General features: G+C 59.3%; 12 protein-coding genes and 2 pseudogenes. 8 read left to right on the top strand and 6 right to left on the bottom strand.

What is annotated here, in order from left to right; genetic code table 11:
* Window positions 1–240: 240 nt before the first annotated feature.
* Genes rpmH through mnmE form a run of 5 tightly spaced genes read left to right on the top strand, consistent with a single transcriptional unit; the run spans window position 241 to window position 3,965 of the window.
* Window positions 241–375, top strand: a complete 135-nt coding sequence (gene rpmH, locus GWK36_RS14615; RefSeq protein ID WP_166272250.1) for a 50S ribosomal protein L34 — start codon at window positions 241–243, stop codon at window positions 373–375.
* On the top strand, window positions 372–758 hold the full coding sequence (gene rnpA, locus GWK36_RS14610) for a ribonuclease P protein component (RefSeq protein WP_166272777.1): 387 nt from the start codon (window positions 372–374) through the stop codon (window positions 756–758). The genes rpmH and rnpA overlap by 4 nt, the downstream gene beginning before the upstream one ends.
* Complete coding sequence (yidD, locus tag GWK36_RS14605; RefSeq protein WP_166272248.1) at window positions 743–979, top strand: membrane protein insertion efficiency factor YidD; 237 nt, start codon at window positions 743–745, stop codon at window positions 977–979. Before rnpA ends, yidD begins: the two co-directional genes overlap by 16 nt.
* Entirely contained in the window at window positions 972–2,612 is a 1,641-nt protein-coding gene (gene yidC / locus GWK36_RS14600) for a membrane protein insertase YidC (RefSeq protein ID WP_166272246.1), read from the top strand. Before yidD ends, yidC begins: the two co-directional genes overlap by 8 nt.
* Before the next feature lie 3 nt (window positions 2,613–2,615).
* Window positions 2,616–3,965: a tRNA uridine-5-carboxymethylaminomethyl(34) synthesis GTPase MnmE gene (mnmE, locus tag GWK36_RS14595; protein WP_166272244.1), complete on the top strand. Its 1,350-nt coding sequence runs from the start codon at window positions 2,616–2,618 to the stop codon at window positions 3,963–3,965.
* Window positions 3,966–4,032: 67 nt separating this feature from the next.
* Here the strand turns inward: mnmE and GWK36_RS14590 are convergent, their stop codons facing one another.
* Both GWK36_RS14590 and GWK36_RS14585 read right to left on the bottom strand, forming a co-directional pair.
* Window positions 4,033–4,560 (bottom strand): RNA-guided endonuclease InsQ/TnpB family protein, encoded by a 528-nt coding sequence (locus tag GWK36_RS14590; RefSeq protein WP_210756795.1) that lies wholly within the window; start codon window positions 4,558–4,560, stop codon window positions 4,033–4,035.
* 230 nt (window positions 4,561–4,790) lie between these two features.
* Window positions 4,791–5,988, bottom strand: a pseudogene (locus GWK36_RS14585) (IS256 family transposase).
* 51 nt (window positions 5,989–6,039) lie between these two features.
* Between GWK36_RS14585 and GWK36_RS14580 the strand changes: the two are divergent.
* Both GWK36_RS14580 and GWK36_RS14575 read left to right on the top strand, forming a co-directional pair.
* Window positions 6,040–6,468, top strand: coding sequence for a hypothetical protein (locus tag GWK36_RS14580; RefSeq protein ID WP_166272242.1), 429 nt, complete (start codon window positions 6,040–6,042; stop codon window positions 6,466–6,468).
* A 209-nt stretch (window positions 6,469–6,677) separates the two neighbouring features.
* A complete protein-coding gene (locus GWK36_RS14575) occupies window positions 6,678–7,334 on the top strand; it encodes a hypothetical protein (protein WP_166272240.1) in 657 nt (218 codons plus the stop codon).
* 234 nt (window positions 7,335–7,568) lie between these two features.
* On the opposite strand, the gene GWK36_RS14570 is transcribed toward GWK36_RS14575, so the two are convergent.
* The 4 genes and pseudogenes from GWK36_RS14570 to GWK36_RS14555 form a co-directional block, all read right to left on the bottom strand.
* Complete coding sequence (locus GWK36_RS14570) at window positions 7,569–8,237, bottom strand: DUF2499 domain-containing protein (protein ID WP_166272238.1); 669 nt, start codon at window positions 8,235–8,237, stop codon at window positions 7,569–7,571.
* Window positions 8,238–8,730: 493 nt separating this feature from the next.
* Window positions 8,731–9,709, bottom strand: a pseudogene (locus tag GWK36_RS14565) (IS630 family transposase).
* 98 nt (window positions 9,710–9,807) lie between these two features.
* On the bottom strand, window positions 9,808–12,105 hold the full coding sequence (gene feoB, locus GWK36_RS14560) for a Fe(2+) transporter permease subunit FeoB (RefSeq protein WP_166272236.1): 2,298 nt from the start codon (window positions 12,103–12,105) through the stop codon (window positions 9,808–9,810).
* On the bottom strand, window positions 12,102–12,428 hold the full coding sequence (locus GWK36_RS14555; protein ID WP_166272234.1) for a FeoA family protein: 327 nt from the start codon (window positions 12,426–12,428) through the stop codon (window positions 12,102–12,104). Before GWK36_RS14555 ends, feoB begins: the two co-directional genes overlap by 4 nt.
* A 288-nt stretch (window positions 12,429–12,716) precedes the next feature.
* Between GWK36_RS14555 and GWK36_RS14550 the strand changes: the two genes are divergently transcribed.
* Window positions 12,717–14,024: an APC family permease gene (locus tag GWK36_RS14550; RefSeq protein WP_166272232.1), complete on the top strand. Its 1,308-nt coding sequence runs from the start codon at window positions 12,717–12,719 to the stop codon at window positions 14,022–14,024.
* Window positions 14,025–14,186 lie beyond the last annotated feature (162 nt).

The raw sequence follows: 14,186 nt of genomic DNA, 5'->3' as shown, positions 1-14,186 counted from the left end.
GATACTGCTTTGGTGCTGGTTCTGATCAGTGATGCCCAGACCCTGCTCGCATCCTAAAGATTGGATCGCAGGGTCGCCAAAAAAACAGTCTAGCGCTCCCCGTTGGACTTATCCACAGGCGCGCGGGGCAGTTTGTAAGCGATGGCATTGACTTGCAAATGGTGGATGGCATAGCCTAATCAGCTTTTAAATCGAGCCTTATCCTTCGGCTCAATCCTTATCTCTCGCGGGAGCTTTCTGATGAAACGCACCTATCAGCCTAGTCGCCTGAAACGAGTCCGCACGCATGGGTTTCGCGCTCGTATGTCCACGCGCAACGGACGCAAGGTCTTGAGTGCCCGGCGTGCCAAAGGCCGCGCACGCCTGATCCCCTGAACGCCGATCCAAGATCCAGCGCTGCCCACCAGATCTTTAAACGCAAACTGCGGTTAACCAAGGCGCGCGAGTTCCAGCAGGTCTTTGCGGAAGGGCGGCGGGCGTACTGCAAGGGGTTTGTTGTCATCTTCCGGGCCAATGGCCTCGGCCATGCGCGGTTGGGTCTGGCCATCTCGCGCAAGTGCGCCCGCCGTGCGGTCAAGCGCAATCGGCTCAAACGTCTGGTACGTGAGAGCTTTCGGCGCGCCCGCTGCGGCCTGCCAGCAGTCGATATCGTCGTACTCTGTGGTAAGGGCACTGCGGAGGCGTCCAATCGGCGCTTGTTCGCCGACCTGGAGCAGGCTTGGAACCAAATCATGAAATTGCTATGCGTCGCATCCTGATCGGCTCGATCCGGCTCTATCAATACCTGATCAGTCCACTCATCGGTCCGCATTGTCGCTTTTATCCTACTTGTTCGGAATATGCCATTGAGTCCATCCGCATCCATGGCGTCGTCTATGGTGTCTATTTGGCCCTGCGTCGTCTGTTGCGTTGTCATCCCTGGCATCCGGGTGGCGTCGATCCAGTCCCTGAAAAAAGGCAGACCATGATCCATGGATAACCAACGCTTGATCCTATTTGTTGCGCTTGCTGCGGTCCTGTTTTTGCTGTACGAGTCCTGGATGCAGGACTATGGCCGTCCCCCTTCCCCAGCGGTTGCGCAGGAACAAACCCAAGGCCCGGCAGCCATTCCCGCTACGACTGAACTGCCGTCTGTCCCGACAAACCCAGGCGAATCCCGATCGGCTGAGGCACTACCCGAGGTCACCCCCATCCGGGTCGAAACCGACCGCCTGCGCCTAGAGATCTCACCGCGGGGCGGCACCATCATGAGTGCCTGGTTGCTCGACTATGCTGTCAACCCCGATCACCCCGAGGATAGATTTCAGCTCTTGAAACCTGTCCCACCCAATCTATTCATCGTCCAGTCCGGCTTGATCGGTGACCAATTGCCGACCCATGAGGCGCTCTTTAGCAGTCCCCGTACTCATTATGAATTGCAACCCGGGGTTGATCGTTTGGAAATCGCCCTCGAATGGACACACGAGGCCGGAATCGTCGTCAAAAAGATCTATACCCTTACCCGTGGCAGTTATCTGATCGAGGTGCGTCAGGTCATCGAAAACCACGGTCCATCACCCATCACCGCTCGCGCCTATAGTCAGCTCCAGCGCACCGAATACCACGACCCGAACGAGACCCGTTTTATCTCTACCTTTACGGGCGCTGTCTATTACAGCCCAGAGGACAAGTATAAAAAAATCAAGCTGGAGGACATCCCTAAGGCCAAGCTCGATCGTCCAGTCACTGATGGCTGGATCGCCATGATGCAACATTATTTCTTGGCAGCCTGGGTTCCTCCGCGCGGTAGCCAAGAGACCTTTTATACCAAGGCGTTAAACAACGGGCGCTATATCATCGGTAAATATTCGACCGCGATCAGCATTGCCCCTGGCGCAACCCAGGATTTCAGCGATCGGCTCTTCATCGGCCCCAAACTCCAAAATACCTTGGAAAAGATCGCGCCTGGGCTTGACCTGGTGGTCGATTATGGGTGGTTGACCGTCATCGCCAAGCCGATCTTCTGGCTCTTGAGCTGGATCCATGCCGTGATCGGCAATTGGGGTTGGGCGATCATCATCATGACCATCCTGATCAAGCTGGCCTTCTATAAGCTTTCCGAGTCCAGCTATCGCTCGATGGCCCATCTGCGTCAGGTCATGCCGCGTATCCAGGCGCTCAAGGATCGTTACGGGGATGATAAACAGCGCCTGAATCAGGCCATGATGGAGATCTATCAGACCGAGAAGATCAATCCTCTCGGTGGCTGTCTGCCGATCCTTGTGCAGATCCCCGTCTTTATCGCGCTCTATTGGGTGTTGTTGGAGAGCGTCGAGATGCGCCAGGCGCCCTTCATGCTGTGGCTCAATAACCTGTCGGCGCCCGATCCTTATTACATCCTGCCACTGATCATGGGTGTCTCCATGTTCGTGCAGCAGAAACTCAATCCGCCGCCCCCCGACCCTATCCAGGCCAAGATCTTCATGGTCATGCCGGTGATCTTTACAGTCTTCTTCGCCTTCTTTCCCTCGGGTCTGGTGCTCTACTGGACAGTCAATAACCTGTTGTCGATCGCCCAGCAGTGGAAGATCACCCGCGACATCGAGCGCGAGATGGCTAAGCGCCGACATTAAGGGATGGGATTGCGAGCGGGCGATACCATCGCCGCCATCGCCACCCCGTCTGGGGTAGGCGGTGTGGGCATCATCCGGGTCAGCGGTCCGGCCGTTCGCCAAATCGCCGAGGCGCTCATCGGGCGCCTCCCCAGGCCGCGGTACGCGACCCTGAGCACCTTCTCTGCTGCCGATGGCAGCCCGATCGACCAGGGATTGGCGCTCTATTTTCCCGCTCCACATTCATACACCGGCGAGGATGTGCTCGAGCTCCATGGGCATGGGGGGCCGGTGGTCATGGATCTGCTGTTGCACCGCTGCCTCGAGTTCGGCGCGCGTCTGGCAAGGCCCGGCGAGTTTACCGAACGGGCCTTTCTCAACGGCAAGCTGGATCTCACCCAGGCCGAGGCGGTCGCCGATCTGATCGAGTCCTCGACGGCATTGGCTGCGCGCCTGGCGGCGCGCAGCCTGCAGGGGGTCTTTTCTCAACACATCCAGGCCTTGGTCGAGGGACTGATCGAGCTTCGGGTCCATCTAGAGGCCACGCTCGATTTTCCCGATGAAGAACTCGATCTTGCGGATGAAAGGGCCCAGGTCGCTGATGGGCTTTCCGCGCTTATCGCCCAGCTCGACCGGCTGCTCGCCGAGGCATATGAGGGTCAGCGCATCCGCGAGGGGCTGAACGTAGCGATCGCCGGTGCGCCCAATGTCGGCAAGTCCAGCCTGCTCAATGCGCTCTGTGGATCGGAGGCCGCGATCGTCACCGACATCCCGGGCACTACCCGCGATCTATTGCGCTTCGACATCCAGATCGAGGGGCTCCCCATCCACATCATCGATACAGCGGGCCTCAGACACACCCAGGACCCGGTGGAGCGCGAAGGTGTGCGCCGCGCCCAGGAGGCGGTGCAACAGGCAGATCTCGTCCTTTGGGTCTATGATGCCGCCCGCGGTCTCGACGAAGGGGTGTGCCCAAGCCTTGCGCCGCGGGTTCCGCTCATCCGTGTCCGCAACAAGATCGATCTCCTGGGCGAGTCGCCAGGAATCAAGGCCGAAGGGGAAGAGGTCGAGGTCGCGCTCTCGGTCAAGACAGGCGGGGGTCTAGAGCTTCTTAAGGCCCAGATCAAGCACCAAGTGGGCTTGAGCCCCCACCCGGAGGGTGCGTTCAGCGCCAGGCGCCGTCATCTCGATGCCCTAAGACGCGCTAAGGGCTCGCTTCTTGCCGCATCTGAGCATCTCGCCGCGGGACAAAGCCCTGAGTTGGTCGCCGAGGAACTGCGAGCGGCCCAGCAGTCGCTGGGGGAGATCACCGGCAAGTTCAGCAGCGAGGACCTTTTGGATCGCATCTTTGCGAGCTTCTGTATCGGTAAGTAAGACCTTTGAGTGCCGGCCAGCGAGGTCCTATCACCTTGCCTCGCCTCAACGCTGGCAGTCTCCGCTCTCAAGACAGTGCGCAAACAGGCGCACTGTGCTCTTCCTGCCCCGAATGCGGAGCGCATTCGTCTCTGACAGGCGTGACTTTCCCGACTACGGCAGAGACCCTCTCTGCTGTAGCTCCGCCGTTACCGGACGGACTCGCCACGGGTAGGGCAGTTGCGGTTGCCAGCCGTTTGAGATTGAGCGCGGCATTGATGTCCCGATCATGGCGCGTGCCGCATTGAGGACACGTCCATTCCCGATCCTTCAACGCCAACATCTCATTCTCCCAACCACAGACCGAACACAGGCGGCTGCTCGGATCCCAGCGATCAGCTAAAACCAACCAGACGCCGTAGCATTTCCCCTTGTATTCCATCTGCAAGCAGAACATGCCAAAGCCCAGGTCGCTGATGGCGCGGGCAAGCCGTTCGTTCGCCAGCATGCCCTTGACGTTCAAATCCTCAATCACCACCCCTTGGTTTTCGCGGCAGAGCCGGGTCGTGAGCTTATGTGTGAAGTCCGCTCGGACATTGTGCAGCCTTGCCAACATCGCAGAGGATTTCCTTCGATTCTTCAAGATCGGAAGCCTTGTGCCTTTTGGCAGTCTGGCCCTTGGCGCAAACCCAGCCCCGACCTTGGCCGCCTCAACCTTGCAGGAAAGGCGTCTGAGTTGTGTGCGTCAAGTTGTGCAAAATCGTGGTCGGGTAAATGGTTGATCCTGTTTGCGCAGTTGGCGGCACAACGGGCGTAGCCCGCAGCGGCGCCAACTGCGCGGTTGCCTCAGGCGGCCAGTCGCAATGCCTCCTTTTTCTGCTCCGCGAGCAGCATCCTGTTCAGGTAACGGCTGTCCTTAAGCCACGCCTCGTGGGTTTCGACGCACAGCGCGCGGATCAGCCGCAGGCAGGACTCGGCGTTAGAGAAGATCCGCACCACGCGAGTGCGGCGCTTGATCTCCTCGTTGAGCCGCTCCAGCATGTTCGTGCGCTTCATGTGCTTGTGGTGGGCGCGCGGCAATCGGTAGAAGGTCAGCGTCTCGGTGATGTTCGCTTCCACCCAATCGACCCGTTTCGGATACTTGCCCGCCCATTTGGCGATCCAGGCCGAGAGGTCACGATGGGCCTCCTGGATGTCGCGGCGGTCGTAAATCCAGCGTAGCTCCTGAAGACAATCGTCGTCCGCGCGCCGAGGCAGGTCGTCCAGGGCATCCTCAAGGAAATGCACAGAGCAGCGCTGCCAGGCGGCTTCGGTCAGCACCTTGCGGATAGCTTTCTTGAGGCCCGCATGGTCGAAGGACAACGACGAATTCGACACCGGACAGGCCACGCTCCTTCAGGCGGGTCAGGAAGTCCTTCCAGCTGCTCTGGCTTTCCCGATTGGCCAGTTCGACGGCCAACACCTGTCGTTGTCCTTCCCAATTGATGCCGATGGCGATCAGTACCGCCCGGTGGCTGATCACGCCCGCATCCCGTACTTTCTCGTAACGGGCATCGAGGATCAGGTAAGGATAGGCTCTTCGTCCAGGGGGCGGTTGGCAAACCGCGCCAGTGACTCGTCAAGCCCTTTGTTGATGCTGCTGATGGCACTGGCCGAAAAGCTGTGGCCACAGAGCTCTTCGGTGATAACCTTGACCTTGCGGGTGGAGACGCCTTGCACATACCTTTCGGCCAAGGCCGCCACCAGGGCCTTCTCGCTCCTGGCATCGCGCTCGAACAAGGCCGTGGAGAATTCGCCGCTCCGGTCCCGCGGCACGCGCAACTCCAGCTTGCCGATCCGAGTCACCAGACCGCGGCTTGAGTCGCCAGCACGCTAGCCGTTGCGACGCTCTGTCCGTTCGCCCGGCGCCGCCCCCAGAAATTCGGTCATCTCGCCTTCCAGCACTTGCCTAGAGCGCCTCCTTCAGCAGCGCCTCCTTCAGGTCACGGTCGCCCGCCACCGCTTCCACTGCCGACAACTTCCTCTTAATCTTGCCTGTGGTCATGGTTTGCACTCCTTCAGGGTTCAAGGTCGATCTCGCAATCAACCTCTTACCATGACCACCCGCCTGCTTGCTAACTGCAGACGCTTTTGCACATATCGCAATAGGCAGGCGAAGCAATCGCCTTTAGTGTTGAAAAGCTTATCTGGTGGCATCGCAGCAGCGCTAGAAACACTTGGCGTTAAACCCCGAACGCGAGACTTCGCGCTGGATCACGATTATGTGCTATATATTCATGATAGCCATGGTCTTGATAAAGAGCGCTTGCGTGGGCAAGAACCGATCACAGTTGAGGATTTGCTGAAGATAGGCGATTTGATCAAAAACGCGCTTTCGATCAAACTTGGTACGCCTGCGCGCTCAAGGAATGGCGCAATGCGTATTGAGGCCGAGGCGGGAGATGGGGTTTTTGTCTATAGAATTGTGCTTGAAGTGCGAAGGCGGTATGTCGTGCCCTTCACAATGTACAAGCGCAAGAAATGAAGCCGCAACACTGCCGGATGTACATGGTTTTAACCATCCCCCGGCCTAACGTCCTAGACGTCGTGCGGCTTGGTTGGAGTATAAAAAATTCCTTCCGTTTTGCCAAATAACCCCGTTCGAATGCTTTTATTTCTCATACATTCGTAGAAAGTAGGGTTGGATTCCATTCCTATTGAACGCCTTTTATCATCTTGGCACTCTCGTTCAGTATGGATAAACCACACACTCGCTTTCTTGATCTGACATTAGCGGTTAGTGTAGCCGAAGCCAAAGCAGGCGCGCCTGTACGATTCACAGGGTTAGCTTATTCAGGCGGTGTTATTCCTGTATACAGTTGGATGGGTGATGTGGCGATCGATCTATCCGGGCTGCAAAACCCTGATGGCGATGAGATCCCAGTACTTGAAAACCATGATAGCCGTATCGAGGCGATTGCAGGGCGTGGTCGCATCTTTCGCGCATTATCTGAGACTGGTGTGGCACAGTTGCACATTGATGGCGTCTTGACTACTGCGACTGAGGCTGGCAGACGGATTGCTCAACTAATGAGCGAGGGTTTTCCGCTGCAGCTATCTGTCGGTATGTCTGCAAATCTGCACGAGTTGTCTGAACCGATCCAAGTTAATGGTCAGACACTCAATATTGCTGCCGTCTTTGAAAACCCGCTAATCCGTGAATGCTCGTTCGTGTCTGTGGGTGCAGATCCTGATACGCGTGTTGCGCGGTTGTCGTTGTGTGACACGATGCAGTCTTCAATTCGCCATGATAAGGAGTCTTTTATGGCCCGTAGTGCAAAAGACCAAGCTTTGATTGAGAGTCAGCACACTACCATCCGATGGCCCTGGGCCTTGGAGTTGCGCCTATAAAAGAGTCAGCGATCACCCTGGGGCGAGCGTCGATCGGCCTGTGCCGACATGACGGAGGATAGGGGCAACCATTGTCGTCGTCATTCCGGCGCAAACTGGAATCCATTACAGGCTACTGGTTTGCAGAAGGGCGATACGGTGTGGCAGAAGGGTTGGGATCGAGACGGCCTCTCGGCGCGCAATTCAGGGCGCTTGTAGGACCTTGCCGCGCGACCTGTTCCAACGCCACCGCGCTTAGGCCCTGATCTGGGCCTCCTTGAGCCGCCGATAGGCACCCCAGGCCACCAAGAGATTGGCGACGGACAGAAAGGACTCGCTGAAGCCATGGAGGGGATCGGCATGCGACAGGCTTGGCAGGCCCCAGCGTGCGGTCGCAAGATGGGTCGCTGCGATCGTCACTGCGACAAAGACGAGCAGAAAGCAGAATCCAGCGATCGAAAGCGGTGAGAACAGCCGCTGATCGGCACGATAGACCGCAAGGAGGCTGATCAAAAACAAGAGATAAGCCAGATTAGCGAGGCGCAGGATCTTGAGGCCCTCTTCCCCGACCGGTGGCCAATGGACGACCAAGGCCCACACCACGCCGAGGGGCACGATGGACCACAGCCAAGGGCGCAGGGGCCTAAGCGTTGGCAGCATCGTCGAGGTCGCAGCTAGCAGCAACAGGCTTCCCAAGAGGTTCAAGGCTCTGGCGCCCTCAAGCAGGACATGCCAGGTATCACCGCTGAGATGAAAGCCCAAGATTGCAAGGCCAGCGGCAAGATGCGGGGTCATAGCGAAGGCAAAGCGCTGAAGCTCAGAACGCTGGATCAGACGTCCGTAGCGCCAAAAGAACAGTAGCGCTAGCGCCCATTCGCTGACGGTGAGGAGATGGATGATCCAGGTCGGCCAGGATAACAACATGCCCCTATCCGCACTTACCGAAGATCAATGAGGGTGCGCACTGCGCGCCATACTCAAAGGCCGGTCAAACTGACCTCCGGGCCAGCAAACCACAGGCCGGATACAAAGCGCTCAGGGCGGTGCACGGCCTTATCGATCCAGCAAAGCAACCCACGCGGTCCCCGCCTACAGGTCTGTTTACAGCCAATGGCTCTAGCGGAGTACTATGCCGTCCAAAACCATCCCAAGACCCACCTAAAGATCTGCTGGCGATGTTTGCCGCCCCTTTAGCCATGAGGACGATCTGCGCGGCAAACAGAAAGGCAGTGCGCCATGAGTATCTGGCCGGTCAGATCTTTGTCATGACCGGCGGGACCCTTGCCCCTCACTGGATCGCGGGTAATCTTTTTTTATCTCGAGGAGAGCACGTTCTTTCAGTAGACCCCTTGCCTGATTGCCGAGGTGCTTTCCCAGACGGCCTTCTGTTTATTGATCCGAAACCAATGAACTTGTATTACGCGGCATCATGGAGCTTGGGATGCTGGAAGTAGCGCATGATGCGTTGGGGGGAATTGAGAAGGCGGCGCAGGTGGCTGACGGTCGCCTTCTTCAGATCGTCCTTGGCGCGGGAGGGCGCCTGCGCGGTGATGGTGGCTTTGAGCATCTCGTTGGGGTTCAGTGCTGGACTGTAGGGGGGGAGGGAGGAGGCCTCGATTTGATTGGCGCATGCAGCCAGCCACGCCTTGACTGGCTTGGTGTGATGCACGCGCAGGTTGTCGAGGATGAGGAAGATCTTCTTGCCCCTGGCGTCCTTGACGAGCCGCTTCATGAAGTCGATCAGGATGTCGGCGTTCATCGCCCCCGCGAACGCCTTCCGACGCACCTTGCCGCGGTTGGTCAGCGTCGAGATCACCGACAGGCCTTCGCGACGGTGCGTGACGCGAATCTCGGACGTCTTGATCGCCGGCGCATAAGAGCGCCCGCGCACCTCGTCCGAGCGCAGCCCCGTTTCATCGCCCCAGTGGATTTCGGCGCCCTCGGCCTTGGCGCGCCGGGCAATGTCCGGGTAGGTCTCCTCAAGCCACGTCTTGCCCGCCGGCGGGCTTTGCTCATAGGCGCGCCGAATCGGTTTCTGGGGCGTCAATCCCCAGCGCGCCATGTACTTGCCCTCCCCCTGCGGCCTGAGCTCGATGCCAAAACGGTCGAGGATCAACTGCCGCACCGCCTGCCGGCTCCACAGCGCAAACGGCAGCTTCAGCTGATCCGGCGTCCCGTCGCACATGAGCTTGCGTATCTGGGCGTCCTGCTCCGCCAACAGCGCCCGCTTCTCACCCACCTTGCACCCACCCCGCTTGTCCTTGAGCCCCTTCGCGCCCATAGCCTTTGCAGATGTCGAACACCCCTGCGCCCAACAATCCCCTCTGCGCGCCTATCGCTTCATACCTCCAGCCACGCCGCCGCTCTTCGCGCGCCGCAAACGACAGCAATCTCATGTCTCGTCTTTACCATGCCCACGACATCAGGACAGCTCACTCAATTTCAAAAGCATGTGTTTCTTATCAATAACTAGGCTGGGCCTTTATGAGCCGAGCTATTGATCCTCTCGCCTTGCCCAGAGCCGAAGAACCAGCAAGACCGCTGCAAAGACTGCAAGCCCCCCGCCGATCCACAGGCTTGCCGCGAGGGGCGCGCGCTCGAAGGTCGCGGCCTGATAGAACAGGGTTGCAGTCAAAAAGGCCACGCCCGTGCTCCACAGCCCAACGAATGCCGCCCACTTAAGACCCGCCTCGCGCATGATCGCCCCCAGGGTGGCGACACAGGGAAAATACAGCAACACGAAGAGTAGATAGGCAAAGGCACCGGTGGGCCCATCGAAACGCTCGGCCATAGCGCCAAAGGTCGCAGCCTGAACACCTTCCTCGGCGGCGGCCCCTTGGGGATCGCTCAGCCCAGAGAGCCCCAAGGGATCGAGGAGACGTGTGCCCAATGCCTCGAGGTTTTCGCCGATCGAGGCAATCGCCTCTGCCAGCACCCGCCATAGATCAAAGGGTTCGGGGTCTATGGGATGCGACTCCTCAGCGAGGCGACCATAGAGCGCATCGATTGTTCCGACGATCACCTCCTTGGCCAAGACCCCGGAAAAGATCCCCAGTACCGCCGGCCAATTGTCCTCATGGATCCCCATCGGGGCAAAGAGCGGGGTGGCGGCGCGGCTGATCTCGGCTAGGAGCGATTGTTCGCTGTCGCGATTGCCGAGGCTGCCGTCGCTGCCAATGGTGGTCAGCAGATTGAGTGCCAAGACCATCAGGACGATCACCCGTCCCGCCTCGCGCAAAAAGAGCCGTACCCGATCCCAGGTACGCAACAACACACCCTTAACTGTTGGCAGATGATAGGGAGGAAGCTCCATCAAAAGCCCCGAGCTTTCGCCCTGCAATAGGGTATGTTTCATCGCCAGACCGGAGAGGATGGCGATCAGGATGCCCGTCAGATACAGGGCAAAGACCAGGTTTTGCCCAGAATGGGGAAAGAAGGCCGCGGCAAATAGGGCATAGACCGGCAGACGCGCCCCGCAGGACATGAAAGGGTTCATCAGGATGGTCAATTTGCGCTCGCGCTCGCTCTCCAGGGTGCGTGTGGCCATCACTGCAGGCACATTGCAGCCAAAGCCGACGATCAAGGGGACGAACGCCTTGCCCGGCAACCCGATCGAGCGCATGAAGCGATCCATGACAAAGGCCGCCCGCGCCATATAGCCCGAGTCCTCGAGGATCGAGAGGGCGATGTACAGACTGGTGATGATCGGGATGAAGGTCCCGACCACCTGTAGCCCTCCGCCGATCCCCTCGGCCAGGATCAGGATCAACCACTCAGGTGCGCCGAGCGAGCGCAACAGTACGCCGAGCCCATCCACAAAAAGCGCCTGACCCGCCTGGTCACAGAAATCGACAAAGGCCCCGCCGATGTTCATCGTAAAGACGAACATCAGATAGATCATAAGCAAAAACAAAGGGATACCTAGCCAGCGGCTGAGCACCACCTGATCGATGCGATCCGACAGGGTGCGCTCGAGACGCCTGGTGTTGCGCATCACCTGTTGCGCCAAGGCGTGGGCATGGCCGAAACGGGTATCGGCGATGTGTAGATCGGCCTCCTCAGCGGTGCGTTTGGCGATCTGTTGGCGCAGGGTCTGCACCAACGCCAGGATCTCCTGGCTGGCTCGTTGTTCAGCGGTGGGGTCTGACTCCAAGAGTTTGAGGGCCAGCCAGCGGGCATTGGCACGCTCGACACCTGGGGCCCCGCCGTCCAGCAACGGCAAGAGCTGCATGACTGCCGACTCGACGCACTCGCCATGGGTCAGCGGCGTGCCTGCGGGTTCGCGCCCCTCTGCCACCGCCAAGAGGCGCGCCTGAAGCTCGGTCAGCCCCTCTTTGGTGACCGCAACCACTGGAACCACCGGACAGCCCAGCGCCTGCGAGAGACGGTCGGTGTCGATCTGAATGCCGCGCCGGCGGGCGACATCCATCATGTTGATCGCGATCAATACGGGCACACCCATCTCGAGGAGCTGGACGGTGAGATACAGATGCCGCTCGAGGTTGGCGGCATCCAGGACATTGATGATCAGATCCGCCTCGCGCGACAAGAGATAGTCGCGCGTCACCCGTTCGTCGAGCGAGCTGGCATCGAGTGAATAGATCCCAGGTAGATCGATGACCCGAATCCTGCGCCCATCCAGTTCGAGATGACCCTCCTTGCGCTCGACCGTCACCCCGGGCCAGTTGCCTGTGGTCTGCCGGATACCGGTCAGGGCATTGAACAGGGCCGACTTGCCACAGTTGGGATTACCGGCTAAGGCAACGGTGAGAGGGATACGGGGGTCGTTCACCGGTCTAAACCTGCTAGCTGATCGGCACCGGCCGGCTGAGATGGTTCTATTGTGCTCGCTACTGGCTCGGTCTCCCCAGGCTCAGCCTCCATGCTGACCCAGAGCTTATCGGCGATCCCTATCCCGACCGCGATCCGCAGCTCCCCGCTCGCCACGACCAAACCCCGACCACGCCGCTGGATGACCTGAACCGGCGAACCCTGGCGCAGCCCCAAAGCGAGCAAGCGCCGTGTAAGCTGACGCCCGCCTTGGATCTCGGTCAAGCGAGCGGGGATGTCGGGCGGCAGATCGGACAAGCGGATCAGTTCAGCGGTTTGGGACATGGGATCAGGTATTGTTGGCCCGTTGGCTGGAGGCATGGTTTGCGCAAAGTCAGAGGATAACCTGATAGATCAGGAATTGCGCGTTTGACCGGCGCGGTCAACCCCATAAAATACCCCGTTGGGACGGATAGATCTGTGGATTGGGTGGATGCGCAGCTGAGCACCTTCGGCAAGGCCTATTTTTAGATCGGTCCAGGCAATGGATAAGCTGCTACCCTGGTGGCAGATCTTCGTCTCCCTCTCCAGATCTTCCGCCCCAAGTTGATCCAGCTGTCAGGTGCCATGTCAATGTCTGCCAAGCATCTCAAACCTCAGACCGCAACCCTCCTGGTGGTGGCGACCATGATTGGCACCGGGGTCTTTACCACCAGCGGCTTTCTGTTGCGCGACCTGGGATCGGAACCGGCCGTGCTCTTAGCCTGGCTGGTAGGCGGATTGGCCTCGGGTTGTGGGGCGCTCGCCTATGCCGAACTGGTGGCAGCCCTGCCGCATAATGGCGGCGAGTACCAGTTGCTCAAACGGATCTATCATCCGGCGATCGGCTTTGTCGCCGGCTTCACCTCGCTCGTCGTCGGCTTTGCCGCACCGATCGCCGCCAGCGCCCTGGCTTTTGGTGAATATCTCAATCTCGCGCTGGGGATGGAGCTCTTAGCGCCAAGCATGGCCGGCGCTATCCTGATCCTGGCCGCATCCATCCAGCATACCCTGCGTCTTGAGACCGGCAGCCGCCTGCAAGATCTGTTCACCCTGCTTAAGATCCTATTGCTCTTGCTCTTCATCCTTGGCGGTCTGTGGTCGGGCTCTCCCCAGCAACTGCTCGGTGATGGCAACCCGCCTGTGGCCCAGACTATCTTGTCACCGGCCTTTGCGGTGGCCTTGATCTATATCTCCTACGCATATAGCGGCTGGAACGCCGCGGCCTATGTCGCGGGCGAGGTCCAAGACCCTGGACGCTGGCTGCCGGTTGCGCTTCTGCTCGGTACCCTGCTCGTAACCCTGCTCTATCTCGGGGTCAACGCCGTCTTTCTCGCCGCGGCACCTGCCGATCAGCTCGCCGCCGCCAACGAGCGGGTTGGCCATGTCGCAGCCAGCGCTCTCTTGGGTGAAGCGGGCGGCAGGCTATTGAGCGCTTTGATCGCCCTGGGTCTCGTCTCGATGGTCGGTGCCCTAGTGATGACCGGCCCGCGGGTCTATGAGGCGATGGGGTATGACTATCCAACGATCGCGCTGCTTGCGCGGCGGCGTCATGGCGGGGGGCCAGTGCTGGCCATCGCCCTGCAATCAGGGCTTGCGCTCTTGATGCTCTGGACCTCGACCTTCGAGGCGCTGGTCAGCTATGCGGGTTTGACCCTGTCGATCTTTACCGCCTTGACCGTGGCCGGGGTCTTTGTCCTGCGTCACCGTGAACCCATGCTTCAGCGCCCTTATCGCACCTGGAGCCATCCATTCACCACCCTCGCCTTTATCTTGCTCATGGCCTGGATGATCCTCCATGCCATCCATGAGCGCCCCTTGGTCGTGCTCAGTAGCGCGGTCACCATCGGGTCTGGCTGGCTGATCTATCGGTTAGTACGGGGACAACAAGGCGCTGCATAGACGTATCGCTCATGGGCAGGTAAAGGCTGAGGGCGCAGACACTTGATGGTGCGCTGTCCTATCCCCTCGTCTTCAGGTTCAAGGAGGTCAACAAGGACGACGGGGGCGCTAAAGTCATTCTGCTCATGCGTGTTCGACCGAGAAGTGCAATGACAGGCGCTA

This window comes from Caldichromatium japonicum, from assembly GCF_011290485.1.
Taxonomy (GTDB): domain Bacteria; phylum Pseudomonadota; class Gammaproteobacteria; order Chromatiales; family Chromatiaceae; genus Thermochromatium; species Thermochromatium japonicum.
This window is presented reverse-complemented; position numbering and strand designations above follow the sequence as displayed.

Coding starts and splice junctions, on each gene's coding strand:
- rpmH (WP_166272250.1), top strand. CDS start 241: ATGAAACGCACCTATCAGCCTAGTCGCCTGAAACGAGTCCGCACGCAT.
- yidD (WP_166272248.1), top strand. CDS start 743: ATGCGTCGCATCCTGATCGGCTCGATCCGGCTCTATCAATACCTGATC.
- yidC (WP_166272246.1), top strand. CDS start 972: ATGGATAACCAACGCTTGATCCTATTTGTTGCGCTTGCTGCGGTCCTG.
- mnmE (WP_166272244.1), top strand. CDS start 2,616: ATGGGATTGCGAGCGGGCGATACCATCGCCGCCATCGCCACCCCGTCT.
- GWK36_RS14590 (WP_210756795.1), bottom strand. CDS start 4,560: ATGTTGGCAAGGCTGCACAATGTCCGAGCGGACTTCACACATAAGCTC.
- GWK36_RS14580 (WP_166272242.1), top strand. CDS start 6,040: ATGACCACCCGCCTGCTTGCTAACTGCAGACGCTTTTGCACATATCGC.
- GWK36_RS14575 (WP_166272240.1), top strand. CDS start 6,678: ATGGATAAACCACACACTCGCTTTCTTGATCTGACATTAGCGGTTAGT.
- GWK36_RS14570 (WP_166272238.1), bottom strand. CDS start 8,237: ATGTTGTTATCCTGGCCGACCTGGATCATCCATCTCCTCACCGTCAGC.
- GWK36_RS14555 (WP_166272234.1), bottom strand. CDS start 12,428: ATGTCCCAAACCGCTGAACTGATCCGCTTGTCCGATCTGCCGCCCGAC.
- GWK36_RS14550 (WP_166272232.1), top strand. CDS start 12,717: ATGTCTGCCAAGCATCTCAAACCTCAGACCGCAACCCTCCTGGTGGTG.